The sequence below is a fragment of the Pseudomonas sp. LH1G9 genome (assembly GCF_002949975.1).
Lineage (GTDB): Bacteria > Pseudomonadota > Gammaproteobacteria > Pseudomonadales > Pseudomonadaceae > Aquipseudomonas > Aquipseudomonas veronii.
The window spans coordinates 4,125,238-4,150,679 of record NZ_CP026880.1; the positions used below are offsets into that span (position 1 = coordinate 4,125,238).

Below are 25,442 nucleotides of genomic sequence, written 5' to 3' on the forward strand. Positions count from 1 at the left end.
TCAGTCGCGCCATTGCGTCAGGGCGACCGCCAGGCGGTTCTCCAGAGCGCGGACCGGTGCGGCGTCGCTCAGGTAGTTGTTGCTGATCATCGAAAACACCAGGCGCCGCCCGTGGGCGTCGGTGAGGTAACCGCTCAATGACGACACGCCGCCCATGGAGCCGGTCTTGGCATGCAGGTTGTCTTGCGCCGGCGTGCCGCGCAGGCGATAACGCAGGCTGCCGCCGCTCATGCGCGCGGGGTTGCCGGCAATCGGCAAGGCGTTGTACCACGCGTCGAACCAGGGTTGCCTGGACGTCGCCAGCAGCAAGTCGGTGAGCGTCTGCGCCGACACCAGATTGCGCCGCGACAACCCCGAACCGTCCACCTGATTCAGGCTCGCCGGGTCCAACCCCTGGCGCCGCATGAACGCCGCCACCGCCGCCACGCCCGCCTGCGCGGTTCCGACGTTCGCGGTCTGACGGCCCATGGCCTTGAGCAAGGCTTCGGACATGCTGTTGTTCGAGAGCTTGAGCAGCGGCGTGATCAGTTCCTGCAACGGTGCCGATTGATGCTCCGCCAGCAGCCGCGCCGTCGCCGGACTGCTGCCTCCGATCACTCGACGGCCCAGCACCTGGATGCCCTGCTGCGCCAGCGCCTGTTCAAACAGATTGGCCACCAGTTGCGTCGGTTCCCACACACTCACCCATTGCCGGCTGTGCTTGCCCGGCGCCAGCGCGCCCGTGAGTTGCAGCAGGTTGGTGCCGTGCTGGCGCGTGATCCCATAGCTGTTGCCGGGGCCGCTCACCGCGCGGTTGCTCAGTTGCACATAATCGGTGGCCGGGCTGATCGCCACACTGACCGGCTGGCCGGGGCTCATGGGCGCCGTGGCGGTGACCATCAAGGTGCCCGCATCAAAATCAGAATTGGGTGACACGGTCAGCGCCGAAATCTGCGCGCCGTAGTAGGTGCTTTCATCGTCCTGAGCCCAATCCACGCCGAGGCGCTGCGCATCGAACCAGCTGTCGTCGAACACCAGGTCGCCCTGTACCTGACGCACGCCCTGGCTCGCCAGTTGCGCGGCGAGTGCCTGGTAATCGGCGAACTGCGTGGTCGGGTCGCCCAGGCCGCGCAGGTACAGGTTGCCGTTCAGGCGCTCGCCTTGCTGCGTGCCGTTGCTCAGCAGTTGGGTGGAAAACCGATACTGCGGGCCCAGCACGTCCATCGCCGCCGCGGTGGTCAGCAGCTTGAGGTTGGAGGCCGGCACCAGCCGCGTGCGCGGGTTGTGTTGATAGAGCGTGTTGCCGCTGCGGGCGTCGCGCACCACGAGTGAAACCGTGGCGCCATTGAGGGCCGGGTCGGCCAACAGGCGGTCCAGGGTTGAAGGGCCGGCGGTCGGCGCAACGCTGGCGCAGCCCCCCAATAAAACGCTCAAGCCGACCAGCATCGCGCTGGTGTGTAACCCTCGTGCAAACCGCATCAGTACCGTTTTCCGCAAAGTCGTCAGTGGCGGCAACGCTAACAGCTCATGCCGTTTGTGGCGAGAGAGCGTGCTCGCGCTGGGGGGCGAAGCGCCCCTGACAGGCTCGACCACTGCCCTCGCCGCCGGCTCAGAACTCCAGCGTGCTGGACACCGACACCTGCCGCGCATCACCCATCGACACAAACACCCGGCTGGCCGCCGAGGTGTAGTAGGTGCGATCGAACAGGTTCTTCACGTTGAGCTGGAACTTGACCTTCTGCCCTTCGATTTTAGTGTCGTAGCTGGCAAACAGATCGGCCACGGTATACCCCGGCAGATTGAAGCTGTTCTTGGCATCGCCTTCGCGCTGGCCGACGTAACGCGCACCGGCACCGACGCGCAGATCATCCCCGCCAAGCAGGCTGCCGACGTCGTACACCGCCGACAACGAACCGGTGTGTTTGGCGACGTTCTGCAGGCGCTTGCCTTGCAGCGCCGGGTCTTTGGTGACTTCGGCATCGGTGTAGGCATAGCTGCCGATCAGGCTCCAGCGCTCGCTGAGCTGGCCGCTGGCGTCCAGCTCCAGGCCACGGGAGCGCACTTCGCCCGCCACGCTGTAGACCGTTTCCCCACTGACGGTCTCGGACACCAACACATTGCGCTTGGTGATATCGAACAATGCCGCACTGGCGGTGATGCGCCCCGGCATGTCGAGCTTGGTTCCCAACTCCCAGGCCTTGGACTCTTCCGGCTGCAGGTCGCCCTGAAGCACGCTGCCATCGTTCAGCGCGGCAATGGTCGAGTTGGGTTTGAACGACTCGGTGTAGCTGCCGTAAAACGACAGTTCGTCGGTGTAGCGGTACACCAGGCCGGCACGCGGCACCCATTTCTGGCCATTGCCGTCGGTATTGGCCTTGAACGGCACGCCTTTGCCGGCGTATTGGTCGTACATCTGATAGCGCGCGCCGCCCACCAGAATCCACTGGTCGGTCAGGTGAATCGCATCCTGGAAGAACAGTGAGTCACTGCGCAGCAAGTCGGTCTGCGCGCTGTCCTTGGCGCTCACCGTGGTGCCTTGCACATCGTTGCCATACACCGGATTGACGTAGCTGAAGGCACTGCGCTGCGCCTGGCGGATCAGTTCGGCGCGATAGATCTTGCGGTACTCATCGTCGAGGCCGAACACCAGGTCATGCTGCATGCCGCCAAGCTTGACCTTGCCTTCCAGGCTGGCCGTGGCGAAGCGGTCGGTGGTCAGTGCGCCACGCGTGCCGTCCATGCTGCGGGTCAAGGTGCCGTTGCTGTTGACCGAGGCGATACGCACCTGGCTGGCGTCATAGGTTTCGCGGTTCCAGCTGTAGCCGACGTGCGCCTTCCAGTCGTCGTTCAGGTCGTGATCGGCCTCCAAGCGATACAGGTCGGAGCGGCCTTCCATGTTGTTGAACGGCTCATCCAGGCGCCGGGTGGCGGGGATGTCCAACGGGTGATTGGTCTTGGGGTCGATGGCGGTACCGCGGTCGAACGGCGAGAGAAACTCGCGGTGTTCGTAAGCGAACACCACCTGAGTGGTGTCGCCATACCAGGCCAGGGATGACGCGATCAGGCTCTCGCGGTGAGTGCCGTAGTTGCGCCAGTAATCTTCGTCCTCGTGGTCGACGATCAGGCGATACGCCAGCCCGCTGTCGCCGATGGGCCCCGTGGTGTCGAGGTTGCCGCCGCTGCCGTTCTTGCCGTTGCCGAAGGTGGAGCCACGGACAGTCAAGGAGGTGGACTGCAGCAACTGCGGCTTTTTGCTGACGATATTGACCACGCCGCCTGGGTCCTGGATGCCATACAGCAGCGACGACGGGCCCTTGAGCACTTCAACCCGTTCAGCCGTAGCGTTCAGCGCCCGGCCCTGCACCACGGGCATGCCGTCCTGCATGATCGAACCGTTACGGTTGTCGCCAAAGCCGCGCAGCATCACCGCATCCTGGGTGCTGCCGAGGGTGTTGGCCTGGGTGATGCCGCTGATATTGGCCAGGGCGTCATCCAGGTTGCGCGGTTGTTGATCACGCAGCACTTGGGCGGGCACTACGTTGACGGTTTGCGGGGTCTCCAGCAGCAGGCTACGGGAACGCATGACCGAGCTGGTGGGTGGCGGCTGGTAGCTGGTGCTGTCGGCGGGTTCGGCGACCGCGCTGATAGTGGTGGCGCCCAGGTTCAGCGCGCCGTCGCTGGGCACCGGCTCCAAGGCCAGGGTGCGGGCGTCGATCTGGCGGAAGGTAAAACCGGAGCCGCCCAACAGGCGTTGCAGGGCCTGGGTCGCGCTCATCGGGCCGCTGACGGCCGGGGCATTGAGGCCGTAGGGGGCTTCGTCGGTATAGATCACACTGAGCCCGGTGACCCGGCTGAAATCACTGAGCGCCTGGGGCAGTGGCTTGGCCGCCAGGGCAAAGTTGAACTGGGCACTTTGTTGTTCCTGCGCCTGCGCCACACTCAGGGGCAGCAGTGCCAGCCCCGATACCGTCAAGACCGAGGCTCCCAGCCACTGTTTAACCCAACCGCCCGCCGTCGATTTCATGCTTGTGAGCACCCGTGTAGAAAACGCTGTTAATGCGAATAGATCGCAGTTTCAAGCACTACACGGATGGGCGTCGGGTTTACCTCACCTCCGGTTGAAAATAATCCGGTTTTATTGCGCCTGAATGCAAAAACCCAGGCGCGGGAAGTGAACATGCACGGTGCCGCCGCGTTCGTCGGTACGGCGCAGGATCAGTTCTTCGCGGCCGGCAAACAACAACTCACCGAGCACCGGGTCGGTGCCGTAGTCGGTGGCCGCAATGCTCACCTGCTGGCCGGCCGTGAAGCCATTCAAGTCCTCGAACACTTCAGCGGGCAACGCCGCCGGGGTGGCGTGACGCGCTACGTCAAGGGCTTGCTCGGTGCTCATCTCGGTGGCGGTGCCATGGCCAAAGCTCAGCACCCGGTCGAGCCAGGTGGCAACGGCGGGATGTGCGTCAACCAACGGCGCGGTCACCACCGAGCCTTTGAGGAACCACAGCGGATGGGCCAGGGCAAAGTCGGCAATCGAAGGCTCACCGAACAGAAAATCTCCCTCTTGGTGCTGCAATTGCTGGTCGATGCGGCTGATGATCGCCGGCCATTGATGCTTGGCCTGCTCCAGATGCAGACGGGCTGCGGTGCCGCCGCTGAACAGCTTGGCACGATCGGCCACCAGCACTTTGAGCATTTCGGACGGCACTTTGGCGAACTTGGCCGCCAGGGATTCGGGCTGGAATACCAAGGCCACGGCATGGGCGAACACCACCGAATCGGCCCAGGCGGCGAACCCCTGGGCGACCAGTTCCAGGCCTTGGGGAAACAGCGCCGGCCCGGCTTTTTCCTGTTCCAGGCGGTGCGCGATCAGTGCTGTGTCACAGTAGATGTCGGCGCCGATCTGCAGCACCGGAGTCTTGCGATAGCCGCCGGTGAGGGCGATCAGGTCAGGCTTGGGCATCACCGGCGAGATCAGCACCGAGCGCCAGGACAAGCCCTTGAAGCCCAGGAGCAGGCGGGCTTTTTCCGCGAAAGGGGATTGCGGGTAGTGGTGCAGGATCAACTCAGACATGCCAGGCTCCGCTCAATTAAATGAGCATTCAGCTTAGCCTGCAAAATCACGCGTGGGTGAAATAGGCTCCCATCAATCAGGTCAATGAGCCACTCGCCGCCAGGCATTCCTTGGCGCTCTTCTTCAATTTCTTGATCAAGCGTTCCTGGCGCAGCGCCTCGCCCTTGCTCGCACACTGCTCGGTGTACACCAGCGCGACGGCGGGGCTGGAGAGGAAAAACCGCGCGCCCTTGCCGCTTTGATGGGAGGCAAACCGGCGCAGCGGATCATTGCTGATGCCGCAATACAGCGAGCCGTTGGCGGCACGCACCAGGTACACGAACCAGGGCTTGGGTTCAGGAAGATCAGTCACGGGTCGATTCGGCAAACCAGAGGAGCGCCAATCTTATCAACGACTGGCCTGGAATGCCCTCAGGCCTTTGAGCGCCTGGGCGCGCACGGCGTTTTTCAGCGCGGGCGACCAGCCCAGCAGCAACCCCTTGAGGCCCAGGGCCTGGCGCGACCAGCGCCACAGGTCGAAGTGGTCGTGGTGTTCGCAGATCTTGCCGTCGCGAAACACGAAGCGCGCGCCAATGTCGTTGACCACCGTGTTGCCGGTCGCGCTGAACAGGTACGTTGCCACCCAATGGGCGCTGCCAGTACTGTCATCACTGCGCACGTGGTCGAAGGTCAGGGAAAAGTCCTTGGCCCGCGTGGTGAGCATGCGCCACATATCCCCGGCATCGCGCCCGCGCAGCTCGCCGAACGCCGGGTCGCTGAACACCACGTCGTCGGTGTAGCAGGCGGCCATGGCTTCGGCATCCAGATGTTGGAAGGCCGTATAGAACTCGGTGATCAGGACGTTGTGGGCATCACTCATGGGCAACATTCGCACGATGGTCAGGGGTGCTGAACGATAATCCTCGTAACACGGGAAAGCCATGGTTATTCATCACGAGAATAAGTGATACCTGGCGGGGTTAAAGGTAGATAACGTCCAAAGTGGCGCTGCCGTCTATCTGGATTTCTTCCTCACCCGGCAGAGAGTCTTTGGGCGCGAGGACTGTACTCAACATCAGGTCTGTCTTAAGGGTCGTCACTGCCACGGGAATTATATTACCGTTACTCACGGTGCGCAGCCAACGTGGTTGCCACATTGCGTTATCGGCAGCAAACCACGTCTCTTTATCGATGGACTCAATCACGGCTCTCGGTTGTTCGTCGGCTGTCACATCGTTCATCTTAAGTTCGTACCTGCCGATCTTTTGCCCACCACTTGCCAAGCCCAAACCATACACGGTGAGCGGGTCATGTGAAGGTGATTGAACAGCCGCAGTTCCGGCTCGATTGTCCAGACTCCTGACTGCCATCAAAGTCGGCGCGTCACAAGTAACCTCCAAGTTTATCGTCGCCGCTGGCAGTACCATCTCCCCCAGTCTAGGAAAATCGTTGATCGAGATCTTCCCATAATCCACCGTACCGGCATCAGATAAAGTTGGCGTACAGGCCGACGGAATGATAGTACCGACCACGCTGATATCCACACTGGATGCGGCCATTACATTAGAAACACCGGCCAGCAAAAACGCGGCGGCAACAAGTACACGGGACGGTTGCATAATAGGCTCACTTTCGGTCATTACTTGATGAGCCAGGCAAGCGCACAGACGCGCTTACTTTAACTCGTCAGCAAGACAAAACTATTAGAATGAAGTGTATGCCCCGACCAAACAATGCCAGGACAACCATCACAAGTTAAGGGATAACTCATTCAAACTTAATACAAGTAATACGATACTCAGCCACTGCCTGACTCACTCTAGCACCGTCATGAAACTGCAACTTTCTACGGCACCATGCCCGCCGCACGCGCATAAGCGAACAAATCCACATCGGTGGAGATGCACAGCCGGGTCATCGCGGTGCTTTTCTGCTTGCTGATGGTCGAGATGCTGCGGTTGACCCGCGCCGCGATCTGGCTGACGGTCATGCCGCTGGCGAGCATCCGCACCACTTCGCGCTCTTTGCCGGACAACTGCGGCACGGCTTGCTGATTGCCCGTCCCGGCCTCCGCCAGTTGCGCGCGCAGACACTCGCTGACGAAGGTGCGCCCTTCACTGACGGCGGCAATCGCCAGGGGCAGTTCGCGGGCCGACGCGCTTTTGGCCAGGATCGCCCGCGCGCCCTGGGCAAACGATTCGCGCAACGTGGCGACATTGGCAAACATGGTCACCAGAATCACCGGCAAGTCCGGGTGCCGGCGCCGCATCAGGCCGAGCAAGCCATAGCCGTCGGCTTGCTGGTTACCCGGCATGGCGAAGTCCGTCACCAGGATATCGCACGGGGTGCTGTCCACCAGCGCCAGCAACTGATCCGGGCCGTCGGCCTCGGCGACAACTTTGCACCGGCCATTGGCTTCTATCACCACTTTCTGCCCGATACGCACGATGGGATGATCGTCAGCAATAATTACGCGAAGCATGAGCACCACCATGATGGCAACTTGAATCCGCGCAAAATACTCCCGGATCGGATCGGCAACAACCGCCCCCAAACGCCGTAATGGCAGATAGCCCAGCAATCCCTGGGAGCAGAATTTTACCCCACAGAAAAAAAGGAAATTGCCCACTCTGAAGACCTACAGAAGCCATCGGTCTTAGCTGTCATCCTTTTCCTAACAGCGACAAATATTTCAGATACCCCATCAAGTCGCTGCGCAAGGCGAGCAAGCGTTGAAGGTGCATGGCCACGCCGTCGCGGTTGATCGCCTCGATCAACTGATGACCGCGCATTTCCAACGGTGTGGCGCCGAAGAACGCCACGCTGCCGATCAAGCGGTGCAAATGCTCGACCGTGGCCTGCGCTTGCAGGCCGTCGGTGGCCTGGGCCAGCGCATGCAGATCGAGCTCGGCCTCATACACCAGGCTTGCCAGGATGCCGGGCAGCGCCTCGCTGCAGCCGAACAGTTGCCCCAGCCGGCCGCGACTCGGCCAGCGCCCCTCCACCGCCGTGACCGGCTGTGCGGTCTCGCTGATACGCGGGCCGGGCAGCCAGTCGCCGAGGACTTGGCGCAGTTGTTGAAAGGTCACCGGTTTGGCCAGCCAGGCATCCACGCCCGCAGCCTGGCACTGCTGGATTTCGCGCGCGCCCAGCTTGCCGGTGAACGCGATGACCGGCACGCGCTCCGCGCCGTCGCGCAGTTCGCGGCGGCGCAGCTCGCGGGTCATGGCATAGCCATCCATCACCGGCATTTGGCAGTCGCTGAAAATCAGGTCGGCGCGGCTGACGTCCAGAATCGCCAGGGCAGCCTGGCCGTGCGCGCACACTGCAAATGCCAGCCCCAGCCGCTCCAGCATCGCGCCCATCAGCAGGCAATACGCGGGATGATCGTCTACCAACAACACCTTGAGCTCACGCCAATGCCGGGTTGACGCCGGCTGTGCGGCCAGGTCATCCCCTGCTCGGTCGCCTGGGATAGGGCCTGATGACATGACTACCTCAAATTCAATAAGCGCACGGCGCGGGGATCGGCAACCTCAATGGCCGACAGAACATCCGCCGACATAGGTACCGGGTACGGCACGCAACACGCCTGGCTGTTCGAATGTGCTGTGAAGATGTATCGGCCGGAACGCTATTTGAATTAGGCCGCCTGCGCGATACAACAACTACGAAACCCTTATATTTCCTACACACAAAAAAACGAGTTCCGACAAGTCGATTGGGCGTGTGCGACATCCGCCCATTGTCGTATTTGTTGTATTTGCCCGACGCCCTCCCCCCGATAGATTGCCCGGCATCCCCAGAGCGGGACGCGACCGGCCACTCCAGGCGGTCGCCACCTAGTTACCGACGGGTCCCCCCTTGCCCCTCGGCAATCAGCTTTGCATCGGAAGCTCGATCACATGAAAAAGCCCTTAGCCGCATTCACCGCCGTCATCGCCCTTGTCGGCAGCGGCATGACCTTCGCCGCCAGTACCGTGGAATTGACCGTCAAAGGCGTGATTACCCCAAGCGCCTGTACACCGACGTTGTCCGCCAGTGGTGTGGTGGATCACGGTAAGGTCTCGGTAAAAGACCTCAACCTCGACAGCCCGACCAGCCTGCCCACCGCCAGGCTGCAACTCAATGTGGACTGCGAGGCCGCAACCCTGTTTGCGTTGCGCACCACCGACAACCGCGCAGGGTCGTCAATCTACGGCTTCGGCTACGGCCTGGGCCTGATCAACAACCTGCAGAAAATCGGCACGTTCTGGCTCTCTCTGAGAAATCCGGTGGCCGACAACGTCGCCGTCGAGCCCATCGAGTCATTGGATGGCGTGAGCTGGCAAGCCATTGACGATGTGGTTTGGCAAAACCCGTACATGGCGGCGTTTGGCGACAGGTCGAACGGTCAGGATCCCAAGCCGATCCCGATCAAGAACGTGATCAGCGAGCTGGTGATCGACACCCAGATCGCCGCCGCCAACAGCCTGGACTTGAGCAACGAAGTGCTGATCGACGGCTCCGCCACGATCGAGGTCAAGTACCTGTAACTCATCATCCACGCAGGGCATTGCCCAGAGAGGTTGTTCATTTCATGGATAAATATTTCCCCGCATTGTTGGCGAGTCTGCTGCTGGCGAACGTGCCCAGCGCTTTAGCCAGCAGCCAGGCCGAGCTGAGCGTGAGCGGCGTAATTACGCCCAAAGCCTGCACGCCGGGCTTGGCTGAGGGCGGCACCATCGACCACGGAAAGGTGACCGTGCGCGACCTCAACCAAGACCGAGACACGTTGCTGCCGCGCAACACCCTGCACCTGAACGTGCGGTGCGAAGGCTCGACGCTCTTCGCCATGACCACCATCGACAACCGCCACGGCACATCGGTGATCCCCAACCACCACGGCCTGGGCACGACCCCCAACGACGAGAAACTGGGCAGCGTTTCGCTGAGTTTGAGCAACCCCATGGCGGACACCATGGCCGTGCGAACCATCGTGTCGCTGGATGGCGGCACCACGTGGACCCCCGGTACGCAGTTGGGCCACCTCAACCTGCTCGCGGTTGCCGCAATGGACAACCCCACTCAGCCAATGGCCGTGACGATCTTCGACGCAGACATTGTGCTCTACACCCGAATTGCCCGCGCCGATGGCCTGACCCTCACCGACGAAGTCCTCGTCGACGGGCACACGACCCTTGAGATGAGGTACCTGTAACAGCGTAAACCCCTGGCCCCCCTGTATTCCTATCCATCCCTGGAGCTTCACCCGTCATGAAAAAGCTACTGCGTACCAGCGTTACCGGCGTACTGATCGGCTGCGCTTTCCCGGTGCTCGCCGCCTCCACCGTTGACCTGACCGTCAAGGGCCTGATTGTGCCCTCGGCGTGCATGCCGAGCCTGTCGGCCGAGACCATCGACGTCGGCCGGGTCTCGGTCAAGGACCTTAACCTGGACACCCGGACCCAACTCACCCCGGTCACCCTGCAAATGGGCATCGACTGCGAAGCCTCGACCCTGTTTGCCCTGACGGCCACCGACAACCGCACCGACTCGGCAAACAGCATCATCGAATATGGCATCGGTAAGACCAGTGCCGGTCAGCGTATTGGCGGCTACCTCATGTTCCTCGACCAGGGCGTCGCCGATAACACGCCCGTCGGGATGATCCGGTCGTCGGACAACGGCACCACCTGGAACTCTATGCGGCCAGACATGGGCTGGCAAACCAATCAATGGATCTCGATCCAAGAGATCGGCGCGGCGCGGGTGCCTGTGCCGGCCCAGAACACGCAGGTGGCGCTCTCGGTCAAGCCATTCATCCTGCCGGCCCAGGGCCTGACGATTACCGAAGACACGGTGATCGACGGTTCGGTCACGGTCGAAGTCCTCTACCTGTAACGCCACCGCCTTGCCCGATGCCCGTACCACCCGTTCAACACCAGGTAACTCAAGCCATGAACCTGCTTACTCGCTTGCCGGCCCTCACCCTTCTGTTGGCGGCGGCGCCCTTGGCCTTCGCGCTCTCGAGCGTGGAGTTGGACGTCAACGGGCGAATCACCCCCAGCGCGTGCAGCGTATCGCTGTCGGACAACGGCCTTGTCGACCACGACAAGATCCTGGCGACGACGTTGCATCCGAGTGAGTTCACCGTGCTGCCGAACCAGCAGATGGGCTTGAGCATCAGTTGCGAAGGCCTGGTGTTGTTCGCCCTGGTGGGCATCGACAACAAGCGCGAGTCATCGCTGGCGCCGGATTATTTTTATGGGCTGGGCATGAACCCCCATGCCCCTGACGAACGCCTCGGGTCGGTCAGCCTGTCGTTGCGCGGCCCGGTAGGCGATTCGCAGCCGATGCAAACCCTGACCTCATCCGACCAGGGGGCTAGCTGGAAACCCGAACCTAACATGTACCCGCGTCTGTTGATGGGCTTTGCCCGGGCCGGCGATACGCTGCCCGCGCCGATCCGGCAATTGGTGGCGTCCCTGCGGGTCGACACCTCGATCAGCCCGGCCAACACCTTGACGCTCCACGAAGAGGTGCCCCTCGATGGCTCGATCACGCTGGACCTGCGTTACCTCTGACACCGTGCCGTCGGCGCCCCGGTCACCCACCGCGCGCATGTCGGCCCATTTGAAGCGCCCTGTATAGAAGAGCCCTGTTATGAACTCGTTTTTTTCCGTTTGGCGCTGGCTGCCGCGTCTCTGCTGCGTGGCACTGGCCGTCCTCGGTGCAACCGTCGCGCGTGCCGACGGCATGGTCCCGGACACCTCGGTGGTGATCGTCAACGAGGCCGATGGCGAGGCCACGGTCTCGGTCACCAACACCGACACCAAAATGGCCTTGCTGCACGTCACCCTCGAAAACATCCCCGAGGACAGCGACACGCTGCTGTTCGTGACTCCACCCCTGACCCGCGTCGAGGCGTCCAAGAGCCAGTTGGTGCGCTTCATCCTGCAAACCCAGGCGCCGCTGCAAACCCAGCGCCTCAAACGGGTGATTTTCGAGGGCATGCCCGCCCAGCGCGACCCGGCCCAGCTCGGGCGCGCGCAAGTGGGCGTGACCGTGCGGCAGAACCTGCCGGTGATCATTCATCCCAAGGGGCTGGCGCCGAATCGCACGCCGTGGCTGGGCCTGCAATGGACCTTGAAAGCCGACCAGCTCAGCGTCCACAACCCGTCCCCGTATGTGGTGCGCCTGGCCCAGGAGCTGCAACTGCTGCCCGGCAATGCTTCGGCGATGCTGCCGCGCACCTATGTGCTGCCCGGTGAAACGCTGACCGTCACCGCCAGCGGCGCCGGCGCCGGCGCCACCAGCGTGCGCCTGCAACCGGCCACGGTGTATGGCTTTGCGGTCGCGCCCCACGACGCGCCCATAAGCCTGTGATGCAACGGCGCCCAGGGACACGACGGCGCCACTATCACGAAGTGGCCACCCACTGAAGGCCACCGGGAAGACCTGACGCGATAGGGAATCACGCCGGGGACTTCCATCATCCGAGTGCATTTGTGTGAACACAGTCATCCATTACCGTGACGGCAAAGCCGTGCCCGGCGTTTCACCGCGCCTGGCATTACTGGTGCTGACGCTCAGTCAGGGGTTGCTGACGAACCTGGCATGGGCAGAGCAGTCGTCGACAGGTTCGTTTGATCCACAGACCCTGCTCCAGCGTGGCATCGATCCCGAACTCGCCAGCCTGCTGATGCGGACCCCGCGTTTTACCCAGGGGCGCCATGCGCTCAACCTGACGGTCAACGGCCAGCGGCGCGGGCGCGTCGATGTCAGCGTGGATCAGCACGGCGCCACGTGCTTCGACCCGCCGCTGCTGGACGCCGCGCAGTTGGTGACGCCGTCTTCGGGCCCGGCAGAAGAAAGCAGTTGTTATGCCTTTCTCGAGCAATACCCACAGACCGTGGTCGAGCACGACCCAGCCAACCTGAGCCTGAACCTGGTGGTGCCCACCCAGGCGCTGCGCCCGGTCACACAGGACATTTCCGGCTATCAGACCGGCGGTTTCGCGGCGCTGCTCAACTACGACGTGACCGGCCTGTACAACCACTACCGCGATGATTCCAGCCGCTTTGGCTCGGCCAATACCGAGGTCGGCTTCAATGCCGGCGACTGGATCGTGCGCAGCCGCCAGGTACAGACCTGGCAGGACAGCCGCTCAAGCACCACCCATCTGGACGCCTACGCCCAGCGCACCTTCGCCAGCCACCAGGCGGTGTTGCAGGCCGGGCAGATCAACCTCTACAACCCGGTGCTCGCGGGTGCGCCAATCACCGGCGTGCAGGTGCTCACCGAACAGGCCCTGCAGGATCAGAACCAGGGCGCGACCATCAACGGCATCGCCAACGGCCCGGCGCAGGTGGAAGTGCGCCAGAACGGCGCGTTGATTCACTCCACAGTGGTGCCCGCCGGCCCGTTCAGCTTGAGCAATGTACCGCGCCTCAACGGGCGCTCCGACGTCGAAGTCACCGTCAAGGAAAGCACCGGCGAGGAACGGCGCTTTACCGTGCCCGCCGCCATGCTCGGCCTGGGGCTGCCCGCGCCCGGCTACTCGGTGGCGGCCGGGCGGGTGCGCAATATCGGCGACGGCCCGGGCGCCGAACCCTGGGTGCTGAGCGCCGGCTGGAGCGCCGCGCCGCATCCGCAGCTCAGCTTCGGCAGCGGGCTGTTGGCGGCCGCGGATTATCGCTCGGCGGGCCTGAGCCTGGGCCTGTTGCCGCTGCCGGACAGTCAGGTGCAAGTGGCCGTGGTCGCCTCCGAAGCCTCGCGGCGCACCCAGGAACGCGGGGTGCAAACCGACCTGTCGTGGTCGCACAAACTCAGTGAGCGCTGGGCCTTCACGGCAGCCAATTCCTGGCGCACCCAGGGCTACCGCGACCTCACCGAATCGACCTACATCGCCGACACCCGCGAGCAGCAACGCGCGCGTTACCGCGACCAGCAGAGCGCCACCAGCTCATGGTCGCACCCGTGGCTGGGCGCCTTCAGCGCGGGGGTTTCCCGTTCGTCCTCGTTCCAGGGCGACAGCAGCAGCCGCGCCCTCGCCTCCTGGGGTACGCAGGTCGCCGGTATGTCGATTTCCACCACCGCCGAATGGCACATGGGCGGGCGTCGTTACAACGACGACAGCCTGTACCTGACGGTCAGCCTGCCCCTCGGCGAAAGCCGCCGTGGCCGCGCCTGGGTGCGCAATTCCGGCGGCGAGCACCGCACCGGGATGGGGCTCAACGAGCAGATCAACGACCACTTGGCGTATCGCGTCGGCGTCGAACATGACACCCGCGACCGCGAAGTCGAATCGTCCCTGGGCGTGTCGGCCCTGCCGTTCTACAGCCAGCTGGATTTCAACTACACGCGCGCTGACGCCGAACGCTCTAGCTACCAGGGCGGCGCACGCGGCGGGATGGTGCTGCACGCCGACGGGTTGACGTTCTCACCCTACCCGGTGCGCGACACCTTTGCCGTGCTGGCGGTGGGCGACATGCCCGGGATCAAGGTCAACACCCCCAGCGGCCCGGTGTGGACCGACTGGCAAGGCCAGGCCGTGGCGCCTCAGCTCAGCGCCTATGGGCGCAGCCCGCTGGAAGTCCACACCCGTTCGCTGCCGCGCAATGCCGACATCCACAACGGGCTTGCGGTGGTATCGGCAGGCCGCGGCGCGGTGGACCGCATCGAGTTCGGCGTGTCGCTCACCCGGCGTGCGCTGCTGACCCTGGACACCCCGATGCCACGCGGCTCGACCGTGACCACGGAGGACGGCGAGTTCATCACCCTGGTCCAGGAAGGCAACCAAGTGTTCTTGCCCGACGTGCTCGACACCCGCCCGCTATGGATCAAGGCCCCTGACCAGCCGCGCTGCCACTTGCGCTTTGAACTGCCGGCCAAGGCCGACCCCCACGTGTATTTCGAAACCGCACCGGCCCGCTGCCAGCGACCTTGAGGACCCCAATATGAAGCTTCAACACAGCCTGGCAGCCCTGCTGCTGTTCGCCGGCACGGCCCTGGCCGAGGACGACTGCCGCCTGGACCTGAGCGAATCGCGCCTGGATTTTGGCCTGATGAACCGCGCCGTCGCGTCAGCACCGGCAGCGGAACACCTGCTCGGCGAACGGCGCCTGTCCTTGACCTTGAACTGCCCGCAACCGGGTGACATGAGCCTGTTCTACCGCGCCCTGGCTGCCGGCACCGAGCGCTTGCGCTTGGGCGACGGCGGCAGTTACCGCGTGCAAGTGCATGACGCGGTGCTCGATGGCCACGCGGTGCAACTCGGCTTGCTCGCCGGCCCAGGCCAGGCGCCCGCGCAAATCGGCACGAGCCTGGCCTGGCGCGCCGACCACGGCATCGTCCCGCTGCACGACGGCCAGCCCGCCACCGGGCGCAGTTTTGCCGCGCAACTGCAGGTGAGTGCGTGGGCGCGAGACGAAGCGATCCGCGTGCGCGATGCCGAAACCTGGGAAGCCTCGGCGCAGGTGGACGCGCCCACCTCCGGGCGTTCACGGGAATTGCAGCTGCAAGCGCGCTTCGCACCGACGGCCTGCACGCCTACCCTGGCCAACAACGGCACGGTGGACTTCGGCAAGTTGTCGGTCAGCGACTTGCACCGCGACAAAGACACCGCCCTGCCCGCCCGCGCGCTGAGCCTCACGGTCAGCTGTGACGGCCCGACTCCGTTTGCCCTGGTCATGCACGACAACCGCGCCGGCTCAGCCACCGGCGGCATCGATGAAACCGCCTACGGCCTGGGCCTGGATGCACGCGGGCAGAAAGTCGGCCGTTATTACCTGCTGGCCGACCCCGCCCAGGCCAGCGCCGACAACCTGCCCCAGCTGTATCGCACCGACTCGACCACAGGCGGCGCCGCCTGGAGCAGCGCCAGCGCCAGCGCGATCCCCTTGGGCGCGCGCAGCCTCCTTGGGTTTACCGCCACGGCCGGCAGCACCGAAGGCCCGAATGCCCTGCAAAACCTCAGCGCATTACTCAGCCTGAAAGCCTTCATCGCGCCGCTCGACAGCCTGGACCTGCGCAGCGAAGTGCGGCTAGACGGTTCGGCGACCCTGGAAATCACCTACTTCTAAGCCCCTCGGAGCCTCCCATGATTGCTCGCTACCTGATCCTCGTGCCCCTGTTGTTCAGCCAACCGGCACAGGCCGCCGCCCCCGTCGACCTGAACGTCAACGGCCGGATCATCCCGATGTCCTGCGCACCAAGCCTGTCGGCCAACGGCGTGGTGGATTTCGGCAAGATCGCCCAGCAAGACCTCAACCTCACGACCGGCACGCGGCTGCCGGTCAAGTCCCTGAACCTGACGGTGATCTGCAACGGCCCGGTGCGTTATGCCTTGCGCATGCACGACAACCGCGACGGCTCGGCCCACGTCAACAGCGAGATTTATTACGGGTTGGGCCTGGACAACAGCGCGAACAAGATCGGCGTGTACTCGCTGACGTTCGATCCGCAGCAGACCGTGGTGGGTGGCGTGGCCGAGGTCTACGGCACCGAGTCCACCACCGGCGGCGTGGCCTGGCGCGCGGCCAACCGCAACCCGATCAACATCGGCGCCAAGAGCCTGCTGGGCTTCACCGACACCGCGGGCAGCACCGCCGGCCCCATGGCGATCCAGAACCTGACCAGCACGCTGAGCCTGGAGACGGTGATCAACGCCAAACAGAACCTGGACCTGAGTACCGACATCCTCATGGACGGTTCGGCGACGCTGGAGGTGGAGTACCTCTAGACTTTCTCGCTGCGGACCTCGACATACCGTGCGCGCCCCGCACCGAGGCCGGCGACGATGGCGCCCAGGCCGATCACCGCGAAGACCCAGCCGGTGGCGGCCCAGCCGCCGGTCCAGTCGTGAATCAGGCCCACCGCGAGCGGGCCCAGGGACGCCAGGGTGTAACCGAAGCCCTGGGCCATGCTCGACAGGTTGGCGGCCACGTGGGCATCCCGCGAGCGCAGCACGATCAAGGTCAGCGCCAGGCTGAACGTACCGCCCTGCCCCAGGCCCAGCAGAATCGCCCAGCCCCACAGCCCGTCGAGGGGCGCGTACAGGCAGCCCATCAGCCCGCCGAGGGTCAGCAGCATCACCACCACGATGGCCAGGCGCTGGTCCTTGCCGCGCGTGGCCAGCCAAGGCGCGGTGAGGGCGCTGAGCAGTTGCACGATGATCGAACCGGACAGCGCCAGCCCGGCATCGATGGCGCTCAGGCCGCGGTCGATGAGGATCGACGGCACCCAACCGAACACGATGTAGGCCAGGGACGATTGCAGGCCCATGTACAAGGTCACTTGCCAGGCCAGCGGATCGCGCAGCAAACCCTTCACCCGGTAGGCGACGCGATGCGCGCCGTGCTTCTGCCCGACTTGCGGCAACCAGCACAGCGCGGCCAGCAACGCCGGTACCATCCAGAAGCCCAACCCGATGCTCCAACGGTTGCCGAAGGAGTCGCTCAAAGGCACCGAGGCCCCCGCCGCCAACGCCGCGCCCAGGCACAGCGCCATGGTGTAGACCCCAGTCATCGCGCCCGCCTGCCTGGCGAAGTCGCGCTTGACGATACCGGGCAACAACACGCCGATGATGCCGATGCTGGCCCCGGCGATCAGGCTGCCAACAAACAACCCGACCTCACCGAACGCACTGCGCAGCAGAATACCGCCGGCCAGCGTCAACAAGATCCCCAGCACCACCCGCTCGGCACCGAAGCGCCGCGCAAGGAGCGGCGCCAGCGGCGCGAACAGGCCCAGGCACAGCACCGGCAAGGTGGTCAGCAGACCGGCCCTGGCCGCCGACAAGCCCAGGCTGGCCGAGACCTCACTGAGCAGCGGCGACAGGCTCGACAGCGCCGGGCGCAGGTTCAGCGCCACCAGCACCAGACCCAGCAGCAACAACCATGGCCGGCTCGTCGGCGGGGGGCTGTGCTGGACTGCATCGTCGTCGGCCTCGGCGTCGATCAGCAATTCTTCCAACTCAGGCGTGCGTGGGGCGTCAGGGTTCATTGATCAACTGCCGGCAAAGGGATTTGGCGCGCTCCGGGTCTTGCTGCGCTACGGCATCAAGCAAGGCGGTGTGCAGGTCGAACACCGCCTGGCGACGCGGCGAGATGTTCAGGGTCTGGCGCAGTTGCGCGCCGATGATGCTGGAAAAATACCGGTACAACTCGCTCAACGCCGGGTTGTGCGCCGCGTCCACCAGCCGTTGGTGGAATACCAGATCGGCGCTGATGTAGGCCTCCAGCTCACCGTGATACAGCGCGGCGCTGGCATCAAGCGCCTCGCGCAACCGGTGCAGGTCTTGCTCGGTGCGACGCAGGACGGCCAGACCGATGGCCTCCACTTCCAGAATCTGCCGCGTCTCCTGCGCCTGTTCCAGGCTGCAATGGGATAACGCGCGCATGGCGCCCAGCGGGTCCGTCATCGAACGCAGGTAACTGCCGTCGCCCTGGCGGACCTCGATCAATCCAGAGAATGCCAGCACCCGCATGGCCTCGCGCACGGTATTGCGGCTGATGCCCAGTTCCGCCGCCAGCTCAGGCTCGGTGGGCAGGCGCTCACCGATGGCCCACGTGCCTTGGGTGATGCGCTGGCGCAGCTGCTCGAGGGCTTGGTCGACCAGGGAGCGTTTGATCAGCGGGGAGATGTCTGTCATGAGGTTTGCGCTTTCGTCCAATCATAGGATGAATTTACCTACAGCCTATTCGGACTTGCCTACAAAGGCAACGCACTAGGGTTTTCAGGCAGGGAAACGGAGCAGTATTTTCGATTGTTAAAATTACCCTTAAAGGGTAATTTCAGCCTTAGGTGTCTTATGGAAAAGTACACACCTCATTACGATTTGGCGGTGATAAAGGCGGATGTCATCAGGTTGGGTAGCAGAGCATTCACCGCAAGCGCGCGGGAGGGGGCTCGACAACTTGAGTTGAACATCGGCCAGATGCGACTCGCGGTCTGCGCCCTTGAGAATCGAATGTTGTACAAGTCAATGACGACCTATTCAGACCACCGTGTGTGGCAGGACGTCTATCTGATCAAGATTTACGCTACGGAGATTTACATCAAAGTGACTTACCGCCCAGGCGGTGGTCCTCCCGTAATCTCCTTCAAGGAGAAAACCTTATGAAAACCCAACAATGCATGAGCTGCGGAACCCATGACGCAATGCAGCATTTCGAAGGTCGCAGCTTCACGATCAACACACGCGGCATGATCCGGGATATCCCTGATATTGCAGGCTGGGAATGCCAGGCCTGTCACGAGGTCGAATTCGATTCGGACACCGATAGCGCAGAGCGTTATTCCGATGCCAGCGATAAGTTGTTAATGGATGCCAGGACAATCATCGCCGCCGAAATGAAACGAATTCGCCGCAAATTGCATCTGACGCAGAAAGACGCGGTGAGGCTATTGACCGGCCGCGGCCATAACGCATTTTCCCGCTACGAAAGGGCTGAGATCTTTCCGCCCGCGCCACTGCTCACATTGATGCGTCTACTGGATAAACATCCGCATCTATTGGCCGAAATAGAGGCACTCAATGCCGGCGAAGACCTGAACCATCTGCTGATCGCAAAAGATGCGCAGCTTGCAACTCAAGCGTCCGCGTAAAAACAGCAGGCAAAAATAAGGTTCTTCACGGATTGCCGGGAAAGACGCTCTTGATCTTCATGAAAAAGAATTCGCTGTCCCGGTAACCGTACGCCATTCGTTTGATGACCTTTATTCGATTGTTTATTCCTTCCAACTGACCGGTGTGCATTGGCCAGCGTACCCGGCTCACGATGCCCCGCCAGTAGCCTTTTAGTCGCTTTGCGAACTGGATCAGTGCGGGTATTTCGCTTTCTTGAGCATGACGCAGCCACTGCTTCCAGGCTGATCTCCAGTCCCAGGCATCGCTCGGCGCCCAGAGCATTTTGAGCTCGGCCTTCATCAAGTAGACCGTCATTAACGATTGGTTAGCGGCCAGCAGATCCTGTAAATGAACCTGCTGTTCCGGCTTTTTCAGGTTCTCCGGGTTACGCAATAGCAACCATCGCGCTTGCTTTATGATCTTTCGAGCGGGCTTGTCATGGCGCAATCGGTTCGCCTCGTCAACGCGAACACGATCAATCACTTCTCGGCCATATTTGGCGACCACATGGAAAAGGTCATAAATCACCCGTGCTTTTGGGCAGTGTTGGCGAACCTCCAGGTCATAAGCCGTGTTCATGTCCATCGCTACCGCTTCAATTCGGGCGCACCCTTCTGGCCCCAGCTCTTCGAAAAACGGTCTGACTGCCGCTCGGCTACGGCCTTCGCCGATCCAAAGCACTCGCCGAGTATCAGCGTCCAACACCACGCTGGCGTAGCGATGACCTTTGAATAACGCGAACTCGTCCATTATCAAGCGCCGTGGTTGGGCCTTGGGTAAGGCACTCAACGCCGCTTGCAGAGCGCGCCGCTCCAGCAACCGAACGGTGTCCCAGTGCAGCCCGAACATTTGCGCAACATGCAGTGTAGGAAGGCGTTCGCAGGCTTGAATAACGGCCTCTGCCAGCCGGCGCGTCATGCGGGCATAGCGATCCAGCCAACTGACGACCTCCATGCGCTTGCCACAATCACGGCAACTAACACGCCTGAGCTGCACGTTGAGGCGGACTGCACGACCGAGAATCGGCAAGTCACGCACGACTCGATCGCAGTACTCATGAGTTGTTGAACAGAGCTTTTGGCAGCCACCACAGGTGGGAAATCGCGTGGCCTGGGGGATCAGATCGATTTGAAGGGCATCGCCGTCAGGTTTGATCGCAACGACAGAAAAGCCCTCCCAAAAAGGAAGGAAAGTATTAATATTGCGCATAAGAACGCCGGTTTTTTAGATGTGTTTGCTCGCACGAACATCATCCATCAAATCGGCGTTCTTGTTTCTGTGTTTCCCGGGATTCCGTGAAGAACCAAAAATAAACCCGGCCTGGTGCCGGGTTTATCGCTTCAAGCATCAACCATCGATCAATGCAGAATCTGGCTCAAGAACAACTTGGTCCGGTCATTCTGCGGGTTGTCGAAGAAGTCATTCGGCGCCGCCTGTTCCACGATCTCGCCCTTGTCCATGAAGATCACGCGGTTGGCCACGGTGCGGGCGAAGCCCATTTCGTGGGTCACGCACAGCATGGTCATGCCGTCTTCGGCCAGGCCGATCATGGTGTCGAGCACTTCCTTGACCATTTCCGGGTCGAGGGCCGAGGTCGGTTCGTCGAACAGCATGATTTTCGGTTTCATGCACAGCGCCCGGGCAATCGCCACGCGCTGTTGCTGGCCGCCGGAGAGTTGCCCCGGAAACTTGTGGGCCTGCTCCGGGATACGCACGCGCTCCAGGTAGTGCATGGCGATTTCTTCGGCCTTGCGCTTGGGCATCTTGCGCACCCACATCGGTGCCAGCGTGCAGTTCTGCAGGATGGTCAGGTGCGGGAACAGGTTGAAGTGCTGGAACACCATGCCGACTTCGCGGCGGATCGCTTCGATCTGCTTGAGGTCGTTGGTCAGCTCCACGCCATCGACCACGATGCGGCCCTGCTGGTGTTCTTCCAGGCGGTTGAGGCAGCGGATGGTGGTGGACTTGCCCGAACCCGACGGGCCGCACAGCACGATACGCTCGCCCTGCTTGACGTTGAGGTTGATGTCTTTCAATACGTGGAACTGGCCGTACCACTTGTTCACGCCCTGCATCTGGATAATGCCTTCAGGGCTCACAGGCTGTTTGATCGCTTCGCTCATAACAACAACTCCTAACGCTTGTGGCCTGTGTCGAGCTTATGTTCCAAATGAATGGAATAGCGCGACATACCAAAACAGAAAATCCAGAACACCAGGGCGGCGAACACGTAGCCTTCAGTGGCCATGCCCAACCATTTCGGGTCGGCGGCGGCTTGCTTGACGCTGTTGAGCAGGTCGAACAAACCGATGATGATCACCAGGCTGGTGTCCTTGAACAGCGCGATAAACGTGTTGACGATGCCGGGGATCACCATCTTCAGGGCTTGCGGCAGAATCACCAGGCCCATGCTGCGCCAGTAACCCAGGCCCATCGCCGCGGCCGCTTCGTACTGACCTTTGGGAATCGCCTGCAAGCCACCGCGCACCACTTCCGCGACGTAGGCCGACTGGAACAGGATCACGCCGATCAACGCCCGCAGCAGCTTGTCGATGCCCATGCCTTCGGGCAGGAACAACGGCAGCATCACCGAGGACATGAACAGCACCGTGATCAACGGCACGCCGCGCCAGAACTCGATGAAGGTCACGCAGACCACACGAATCGCCGGCATGTTCGAACGCCGCCCCAGCGCCAGCACAATCCCCAGCGGCAAGGCACCGGCGATGCCGACGGTGGCGATGACCAGGGTCAGCATCAGGCCGCCCCATTGGCTGGTGGCCACGCTGGTCAGGCCGAAAATGCCGCCGCGCAACAGGAAGAAGGCAATGATCGGGTACAACACCAGAAAGCCCAGGCCGTAGATCGCCTTGCGTGGAAAACGCGAGATGAACAACGGCGCTACGCCCACGATGGCCAACCACACGGTCAGGTCTACGCGCCAGCGCAGGTCGCCGGGGTAGTAGCCGTACATGAACTGCCCGAAGCGCTGTTGGATAAACACCCAGCAGGCGCCTTCTTTGGTGCAGTCGGCGCGAGTGGTGCCGACCCAGTTGGCGTCGAGAATGGCCCAGTGCAGGATCGGCGGCACGACTAGGTAGATCAGGTAAAACGCCAACAAGGTCAGCAGGGTGTTGAGCCAGCTGGAAAACAGGTTGGCGCGCATCCATGCCATCGGCCCGAAGACTTTGCTCGGCGGTGGCATATCAGGTTTGAACGTATGCGAACTCATGCTCGTTTCCTCACCGCTCGATCAGCGCAATGCGCTTGTTGTACCAGTTCATCAGCAGGGAAATGCTGATGCTGATCGCCAGGTACACGCTCATGGTGATGGCAATGACTTCGATGGCCTGGCCGGTCTGGTTGAGCACCGTGCCGGCAAACAGCGAAACCATTTCCGGGTAACCGATACCGGCGGCCAACGACGAGTTTTTCGCCAGGTTCAGGTATTGGCTGGTCAGCGGCGGAATGATCACCCGCAGGGCTTGCGGGATGATGACCTTGCGCAGCGTCGGCCCGGGGCGCAGGCCCAGGGAGCGTGCGGCTTCGGTCTGGCCGTGGCTGACGGACTTGATGCCCGAGCGCACGATCTCGGCGATAAACGCCGCGGTGTACACGGTCAGCGCCAGGGTCAGCGCCAACAGTTCAGGAATCAGCACCCAGCCGCCGACGAAGTTGAAGCCTTGCAGCTTGGGCATTTCCCAGTGCAACGGCATGCCGAAGATCAAGGCGCACAACGCCGGAATCACGATGAACAGCGCCAGACCCACCCAGAATTTGTGGAACGGTACGCCGGTCGCTTCAAAGCGCTTGTTGGCCCAGCGGGTCATCAGCACGATCGCCACGATGGCCACGACCACGCTGGTCACGAACGGCCAGAACCCGTCGGCGGCCAGCGCGGCCGGCATGTTCAGACCACGGCTGCTGACGAAGAACGTGTCGCCGAAGTTATGGCTGTTGCGCGGCCCCGGCATGGTCAGGAACACCGCGAAGTACCAGAACAGGATTTGCAGCAACGGCGGGATGTTGCGGAACACTTCCACGTACACCGTCGCCAGCTTGTTGATCATCCAGTTGGGCGACAAGCGGGCCACGCCGATGATGAACCCGAGCAGGGTCGCCAGGACCACGCCGATCACGGTCACCAGCAAGGTATTGAGCAGCCCGATCACAAACACCCGGGCATAGCTGTCCGATTCGGTGTAGTCGATCAGGTGCTGCGCGATGCCGAAGCCGGCACTGCGCTCAAGAAAGTCGAAACCCGAGGTAATGCCTCGGTGCTGAAGGTTGGTCTGGGTATTGTTGAAGAGGTACCAGCCCAGCGAGACCACCGCCACAATCGTGATGATCTGGAAGAGCCACGCACGCACTTTGGGGTCGCTGAAGCTGAGCTTCTGCTTGGGTGCGCCGATTTTATTTTGCATGAAGTGCCCCGGAAAGAATGGAACAGAACATCACCCGGCGGTTGGCCCACCGGGTGATAGAACCATCAGCGATCAGCGCACAGGGGGTGCGTATTGAATGCCGCCGTTGTTCCACAGCGCGTTCAGGCCACGGTCGATTTCCAGTGGCGTGTTCTTGCCGAGGTTTTTCTCGAACACTTCACCGTAGTTGCCGACCTGCTTGACGATCTGTACGACCCAGTCTTTCTTCACTTTCAGGTCCTTGCCGTATTCGCCGTCGGCACCGAGCAGACGCGCAACGTCCGGGTTCTTGGTGGACTTGGCTTCAGCTTCGACGTTTTTGGAAGTGATACCGGCTTCTTCCGCGTTGAGCATGGCGTAGCCAACCCAGCGCACGATGGCCAGCCACTCGTCGTCGCCATTACGCACGACCGGGCCCAGCGGTTCCTTGGAAATGGTTTCCGGCAGAACCACGTAGTCTTTCGGCGAGGCCAACTTGCTGCGCTGGGCGAACAGTTGGGACTTGTCGGAGGTCAGCACGTCGCAACGCCCGGATTCCAGCGACTTGGCGCTTTCGTCGGAGGTGTCGAAGGTGATCGGGGTGTATTTCAGACCGTTGCCACGGAAGTAGTCGGAAACGTTCAGCTCGGTGGTGGTACCGGCCTGGATGCAGATGGTTGCACCGTCCAGTTCCTTGGCACTTTTAACGCCCAGCTTGTTGTTTACCAGAAAGCCGATGCCGTCGTAGTAAGTGATGAAGCCCGGGAATTTCAGGCCCATGCCCGCATCGCGGGAGCTGGTCATGGTGGTGTTACGGGACAGAATGTCGACTTCGCCGGATTGAAGCGCGGTGAAACGCTCCTTGGCGTTCAACTGGCTGAATTTGACCTTGGTCGCGTCGCCGAACACGGCAGCGGCTACCGCGCGGCAGAAGTCAGCGTCGATCCCGAGGATCTTGCCGCTGGCATCCGGTACCGAGAAACCCGGCAAGCCGTCACTCACGCCACATTGCACAAAGCCTTTCTTCTGCACGGCGTCCAGGGTGGCGCCGGCTTGGGCGAAACCACTGACACCCAATACAGCGGCCGCGGAAACGATGGCCAGGGTGGATTTCAATACCTTCATTCAAACCTCCAGTTGCTCTTGTTGTGTCGGAGCTAGAACCTCAGCGCACCCTTATGAGGCGATATCGACCCGTGTTGGCTTTTATTAGGGTCAAGCAGCATGAGGCAGTCGCAGTAATTCCAGTTGCTATCCCACAAACGGCAGTCACTGATAGTGTTACCGTCCCAGGAAAGATCTGACATCGACCTACACATAGCAAAGCGCGTACCAGAGTGGCTGCTGAGTCGATTCAGCCCAAGGTCAATGGCAAAAGATTCAACCTTGCGACATT

The 25,442-nt window shown here is 62.2% G+C and carries 25 protein-coding genes; 10 read left to right on the plus strand and 15 right to left on the minus strand.

Annotation, left to right across the window (positions count from 1 at the left end; genetic code table 11):
- The 8 genes from dacB to C5F70_RS19100 form a co-directional block, all read right to left on the minus strand.
- A complete protein-coding gene (gene dacB, locus C5F70_RS19065; protein WP_104903867.1) occupies window positions 1–1,458 on the minus strand; it encodes a D-alanyl-D-alanine carboxypeptidase/D-alanyl-D-alanine-endopeptidase in 1,458 nt (485 codons plus the stop codon).
- Between the two features lie 130 nt (window positions 1,459–1,588).
- A complete protein-coding gene (locus C5F70_RS19070) occupies window positions 1,589–4,003 on the minus strand; it encodes a TonB-dependent receptor (protein WP_104903868.1) in 2,415 nt (804 codons plus the stop codon).
- 111 nt (window positions 4,004–4,114) lie between these two features.
- A complete protein-coding gene (locus C5F70_RS19075; protein ID WP_046488628.1) occupies window positions 4,115–5,050 on the minus strand; it encodes a glutathione S-transferase family protein in 936 nt (311 codons plus the stop codon).
- 76 nt (window positions 5,051–5,126) lie between these two features.
- Window positions 5,127–5,402 carry a GIY-YIG nuclease family protein gene (locus C5F70_RS19080; RefSeq protein ID WP_026140234.1) on the minus strand — a complete coding sequence of 92 codons (276 nt, stop codon included), beginning with the start codon at window positions 5,400–5,402 and terminating at the stop codon, window positions 5,127–5,129.
- A gap of 36 nt (window positions 5,403–5,438) precedes the next feature.
- Window positions 5,439–5,909, minus strand: a complete 471-nt coding sequence (locus C5F70_RS19085; protein WP_046385353.1) for a nuclear transport factor 2 family protein — start codon at window positions 5,907–5,909, stop codon at window positions 5,439–5,441.
- A gap of 100 nt (window positions 5,910–6,009) precedes the next feature.
- On the minus strand, window positions 6,010–6,648 hold the full coding sequence (locus C5F70_RS19090) for a DUF1120 domain-containing protein (RefSeq protein ID WP_226926121.1): 639 nt from the start codon (window positions 6,646–6,648) through the stop codon (window positions 6,010–6,012).
- Between the two features lie 227 nt (window positions 6,649–6,875).
- On the minus strand, window positions 6,876–7,511 hold the full coding sequence (locus tag C5F70_RS19095; RefSeq protein WP_026140231.1) for a response regulator transcription factor: 636 nt from the start codon (window positions 7,509–7,511) through the stop codon (window positions 6,876–6,878).
- 181 nt (window positions 7,512–7,692) lie between these two features.
- A complete protein-coding gene (locus C5F70_RS19100; protein WP_082107800.1) occupies window positions 7,693–8,520 on the minus strand; it encodes a response regulator in 828 nt (275 codons plus the stop codon).
- Between the two features lie 414 nt (window positions 8,521–8,934).
- Between C5F70_RS19100 and C5F70_RS19105 the strand changes: the two genes are divergently transcribed.
- The 8 genes from C5F70_RS19105 to C5F70_RS19140 all read left to right on the plus strand — a co-directional run bounded on the left by C5F70_RS19105 (window position 8,935) and on the right by C5F70_RS19140 (window position 16,754).
- Complete coding sequence (locus C5F70_RS19105; protein ID WP_017848664.1) at window positions 8,935–9,564, plus strand: DUF1120 domain-containing protein; 630 nt, start codon at window positions 8,935–8,937, stop codon at window positions 9,562–9,564.
- Between the two features lie 44 nt (window positions 9,565–9,608).
- Window positions 9,609–10,229 carry a DUF1120 domain-containing protein gene (locus C5F70_RS19110; RefSeq protein WP_104903870.1) on the plus strand — a complete coding sequence of 207 codons (621 nt, stop codon included), beginning with the start codon at window positions 9,609–9,611 and terminating at the stop codon, window positions 10,227–10,229.
- Between the two features lie 56 nt (window positions 10,230–10,285).
- Window positions 10,286–10,912: a DUF1120 domain-containing protein gene (locus C5F70_RS19115; RefSeq protein ID WP_046488637.1), complete on the plus strand. Its 627-nt coding sequence runs from the start codon at window positions 10,286–10,288 to the stop codon at window positions 10,910–10,912.
- A gap of 56 nt (window positions 10,913–10,968) precedes the next feature.
- Window positions 10,969–11,595, plus strand: coding sequence for a DUF1120 domain-containing protein (locus C5F70_RS19120; RefSeq protein ID WP_017848661.1), 627 nt, complete (start codon window positions 10,969–10,971; stop codon window positions 11,593–11,595).
- Window positions 11,596–11,674: 79 nt separating this feature from the next.
- A complete protein-coding gene (locus tag C5F70_RS19125) occupies window positions 11,675–12,397 on the plus strand; it encodes a fimbria/pilus chaperone family protein (protein WP_017848660.1) in 723 nt (240 codons plus the stop codon).
- A gap of 124 nt (window positions 12,398–12,521) precedes the next feature.
- On the plus strand, window positions 12,522–14,960 hold the full coding sequence (locus C5F70_RS19130; protein ID WP_104903871.1) for a fimbria/pilus outer membrane usher protein: 2,439 nt from the start codon (window positions 12,522–12,524) through the stop codon (window positions 14,958–14,960).
- 10 nt (window positions 14,961–14,970) lie between these two features.
- Complete coding sequence (locus C5F70_RS19135) at window positions 14,971–16,095, plus strand: DUF1120 domain-containing protein (protein WP_104903872.1); 1,125 nt, start codon at window positions 14,971–14,973, stop codon at window positions 16,093–16,095.
- Window positions 16,096–16,112: 17 nt separating this feature from the next.
- The gene (locus C5F70_RS19140) at window positions 16,113–16,754 is read left to right on the plus strand and encodes a DUF1120 domain-containing protein (protein WP_104903873.1); all 642 of its coding nucleotides are present in this window, start codon (window positions 16,113–16,115) and stop codon (window positions 16,752–16,754) included.
- Here the strand turns inward: C5F70_RS19140 and C5F70_RS19145 are convergent.
- The gene (locus tag C5F70_RS19145; protein WP_104903874.1) at window positions 16,751–18,016 is read right to left on the minus strand and encodes a CynX/NimT family MFS transporter; all 1,266 of its coding nucleotides are present in this window, start codon (window positions 18,014–18,016) and stop codon (window positions 16,751–16,753) included. The two genes, C5F70_RS19140 and C5F70_RS19145, sit on opposite strands and share 4 nt — an antisense overlap.
- The gene (locus tag C5F70_RS19150) at window positions 18,006–18,665 is read right to left on the minus strand and encodes a FadR/GntR family transcriptional regulator (protein ID WP_017848655.1); all 660 of its coding nucleotides are present in this window, start codon (window positions 18,663–18,665) and stop codon (window positions 18,006–18,008) included. The genes C5F70_RS19145 and C5F70_RS19150 overlap by 11 nt, the downstream gene beginning before the upstream one ends.
- A 159-nt stretch (window positions 18,666–18,824) precedes the next feature.
- Here C5F70_RS19150 and C5F70_RS19155 point away from each other — a divergent pair, with 159 nt between their 5' ends.
- Together C5F70_RS19155 and C5F70_RS19160 are read left to right on the plus strand one after the other, a co-directional pair.
- Complete coding sequence (locus C5F70_RS19155) at window positions 18,825–19,136, plus strand: type II toxin-antitoxin system MqsR family toxin (protein ID WP_046488644.1); 312 nt, start codon at window positions 18,825–18,827, stop codon at window positions 19,134–19,136.
- Complete coding sequence (locus C5F70_RS19160; protein ID WP_017848653.1) at window positions 19,133–19,621, plus strand: type II toxin-antitoxin system MqsA family antitoxin; 489 nt, start codon at window positions 19,133–19,135, stop codon at window positions 19,619–19,621. Before C5F70_RS19155 ends, C5F70_RS19160 begins: the two co-directional genes overlap by 4 nt.
- Before the next feature lie 25 nt (window positions 19,622–19,646).
- Here the strand turns inward: C5F70_RS19160 and C5F70_RS19165 are convergent, their stop codons facing one another.
- The 5 genes from C5F70_RS19165 to C5F70_RS19185 all read right to left on the minus strand — a co-directional run bounded on the left by C5F70_RS19165 (window position 19,647) and on the right by C5F70_RS19185 (window position 25,171).
- Window positions 19,647–20,852 carry an ISL3 family transposase gene (locus C5F70_RS19165; protein WP_026139890.1) on the minus strand — a complete coding sequence of 402 codons (1,206 nt, stop codon included), beginning with the start codon at window positions 20,850–20,852 and terminating at the stop codon, window positions 19,647–19,649.
- A gap of 149 nt (window positions 20,853–21,001) precedes the next feature.
- On the minus strand, window positions 21,002–21,766 hold the full coding sequence (locus C5F70_RS19170; RefSeq protein ID WP_003171943.1) for an amino acid ABC transporter ATP-binding protein: 765 nt from the start codon (window positions 21,764–21,766) through the stop codon (window positions 21,002–21,004).
- A gap of 11 nt (window positions 21,767–21,777) precedes the next feature.
- Complete coding sequence (locus tag C5F70_RS19175) at window positions 21,778–22,875, minus strand: amino acid ABC transporter permease (protein WP_017848652.1); 1,098 nt, start codon at window positions 22,873–22,875, stop codon at window positions 21,778–21,780.
- A 10-nt stretch (window positions 22,876–22,885) separates the two neighbouring features.
- Window positions 22,886–24,067 carry an amino acid ABC transporter permease gene (locus C5F70_RS19180; protein ID WP_046488647.1) on the minus strand — a complete coding sequence of 394 codons (1,182 nt, stop codon included), beginning with the start codon at window positions 24,065–24,067 and terminating at the stop codon, window positions 22,886–22,888.
- Between the two features lie 72 nt (window positions 24,068–24,139).
- Window positions 24,140–25,171, minus strand: a complete 1,032-nt coding sequence (locus C5F70_RS19185) for an amino acid ABC transporter substrate-binding protein (protein WP_017848650.1) — start codon at window positions 25,169–25,171, stop codon at window positions 24,140–24,142.
- Between the last annotated feature and the right edge of the window lie 271 nt (window positions 25,172–25,442).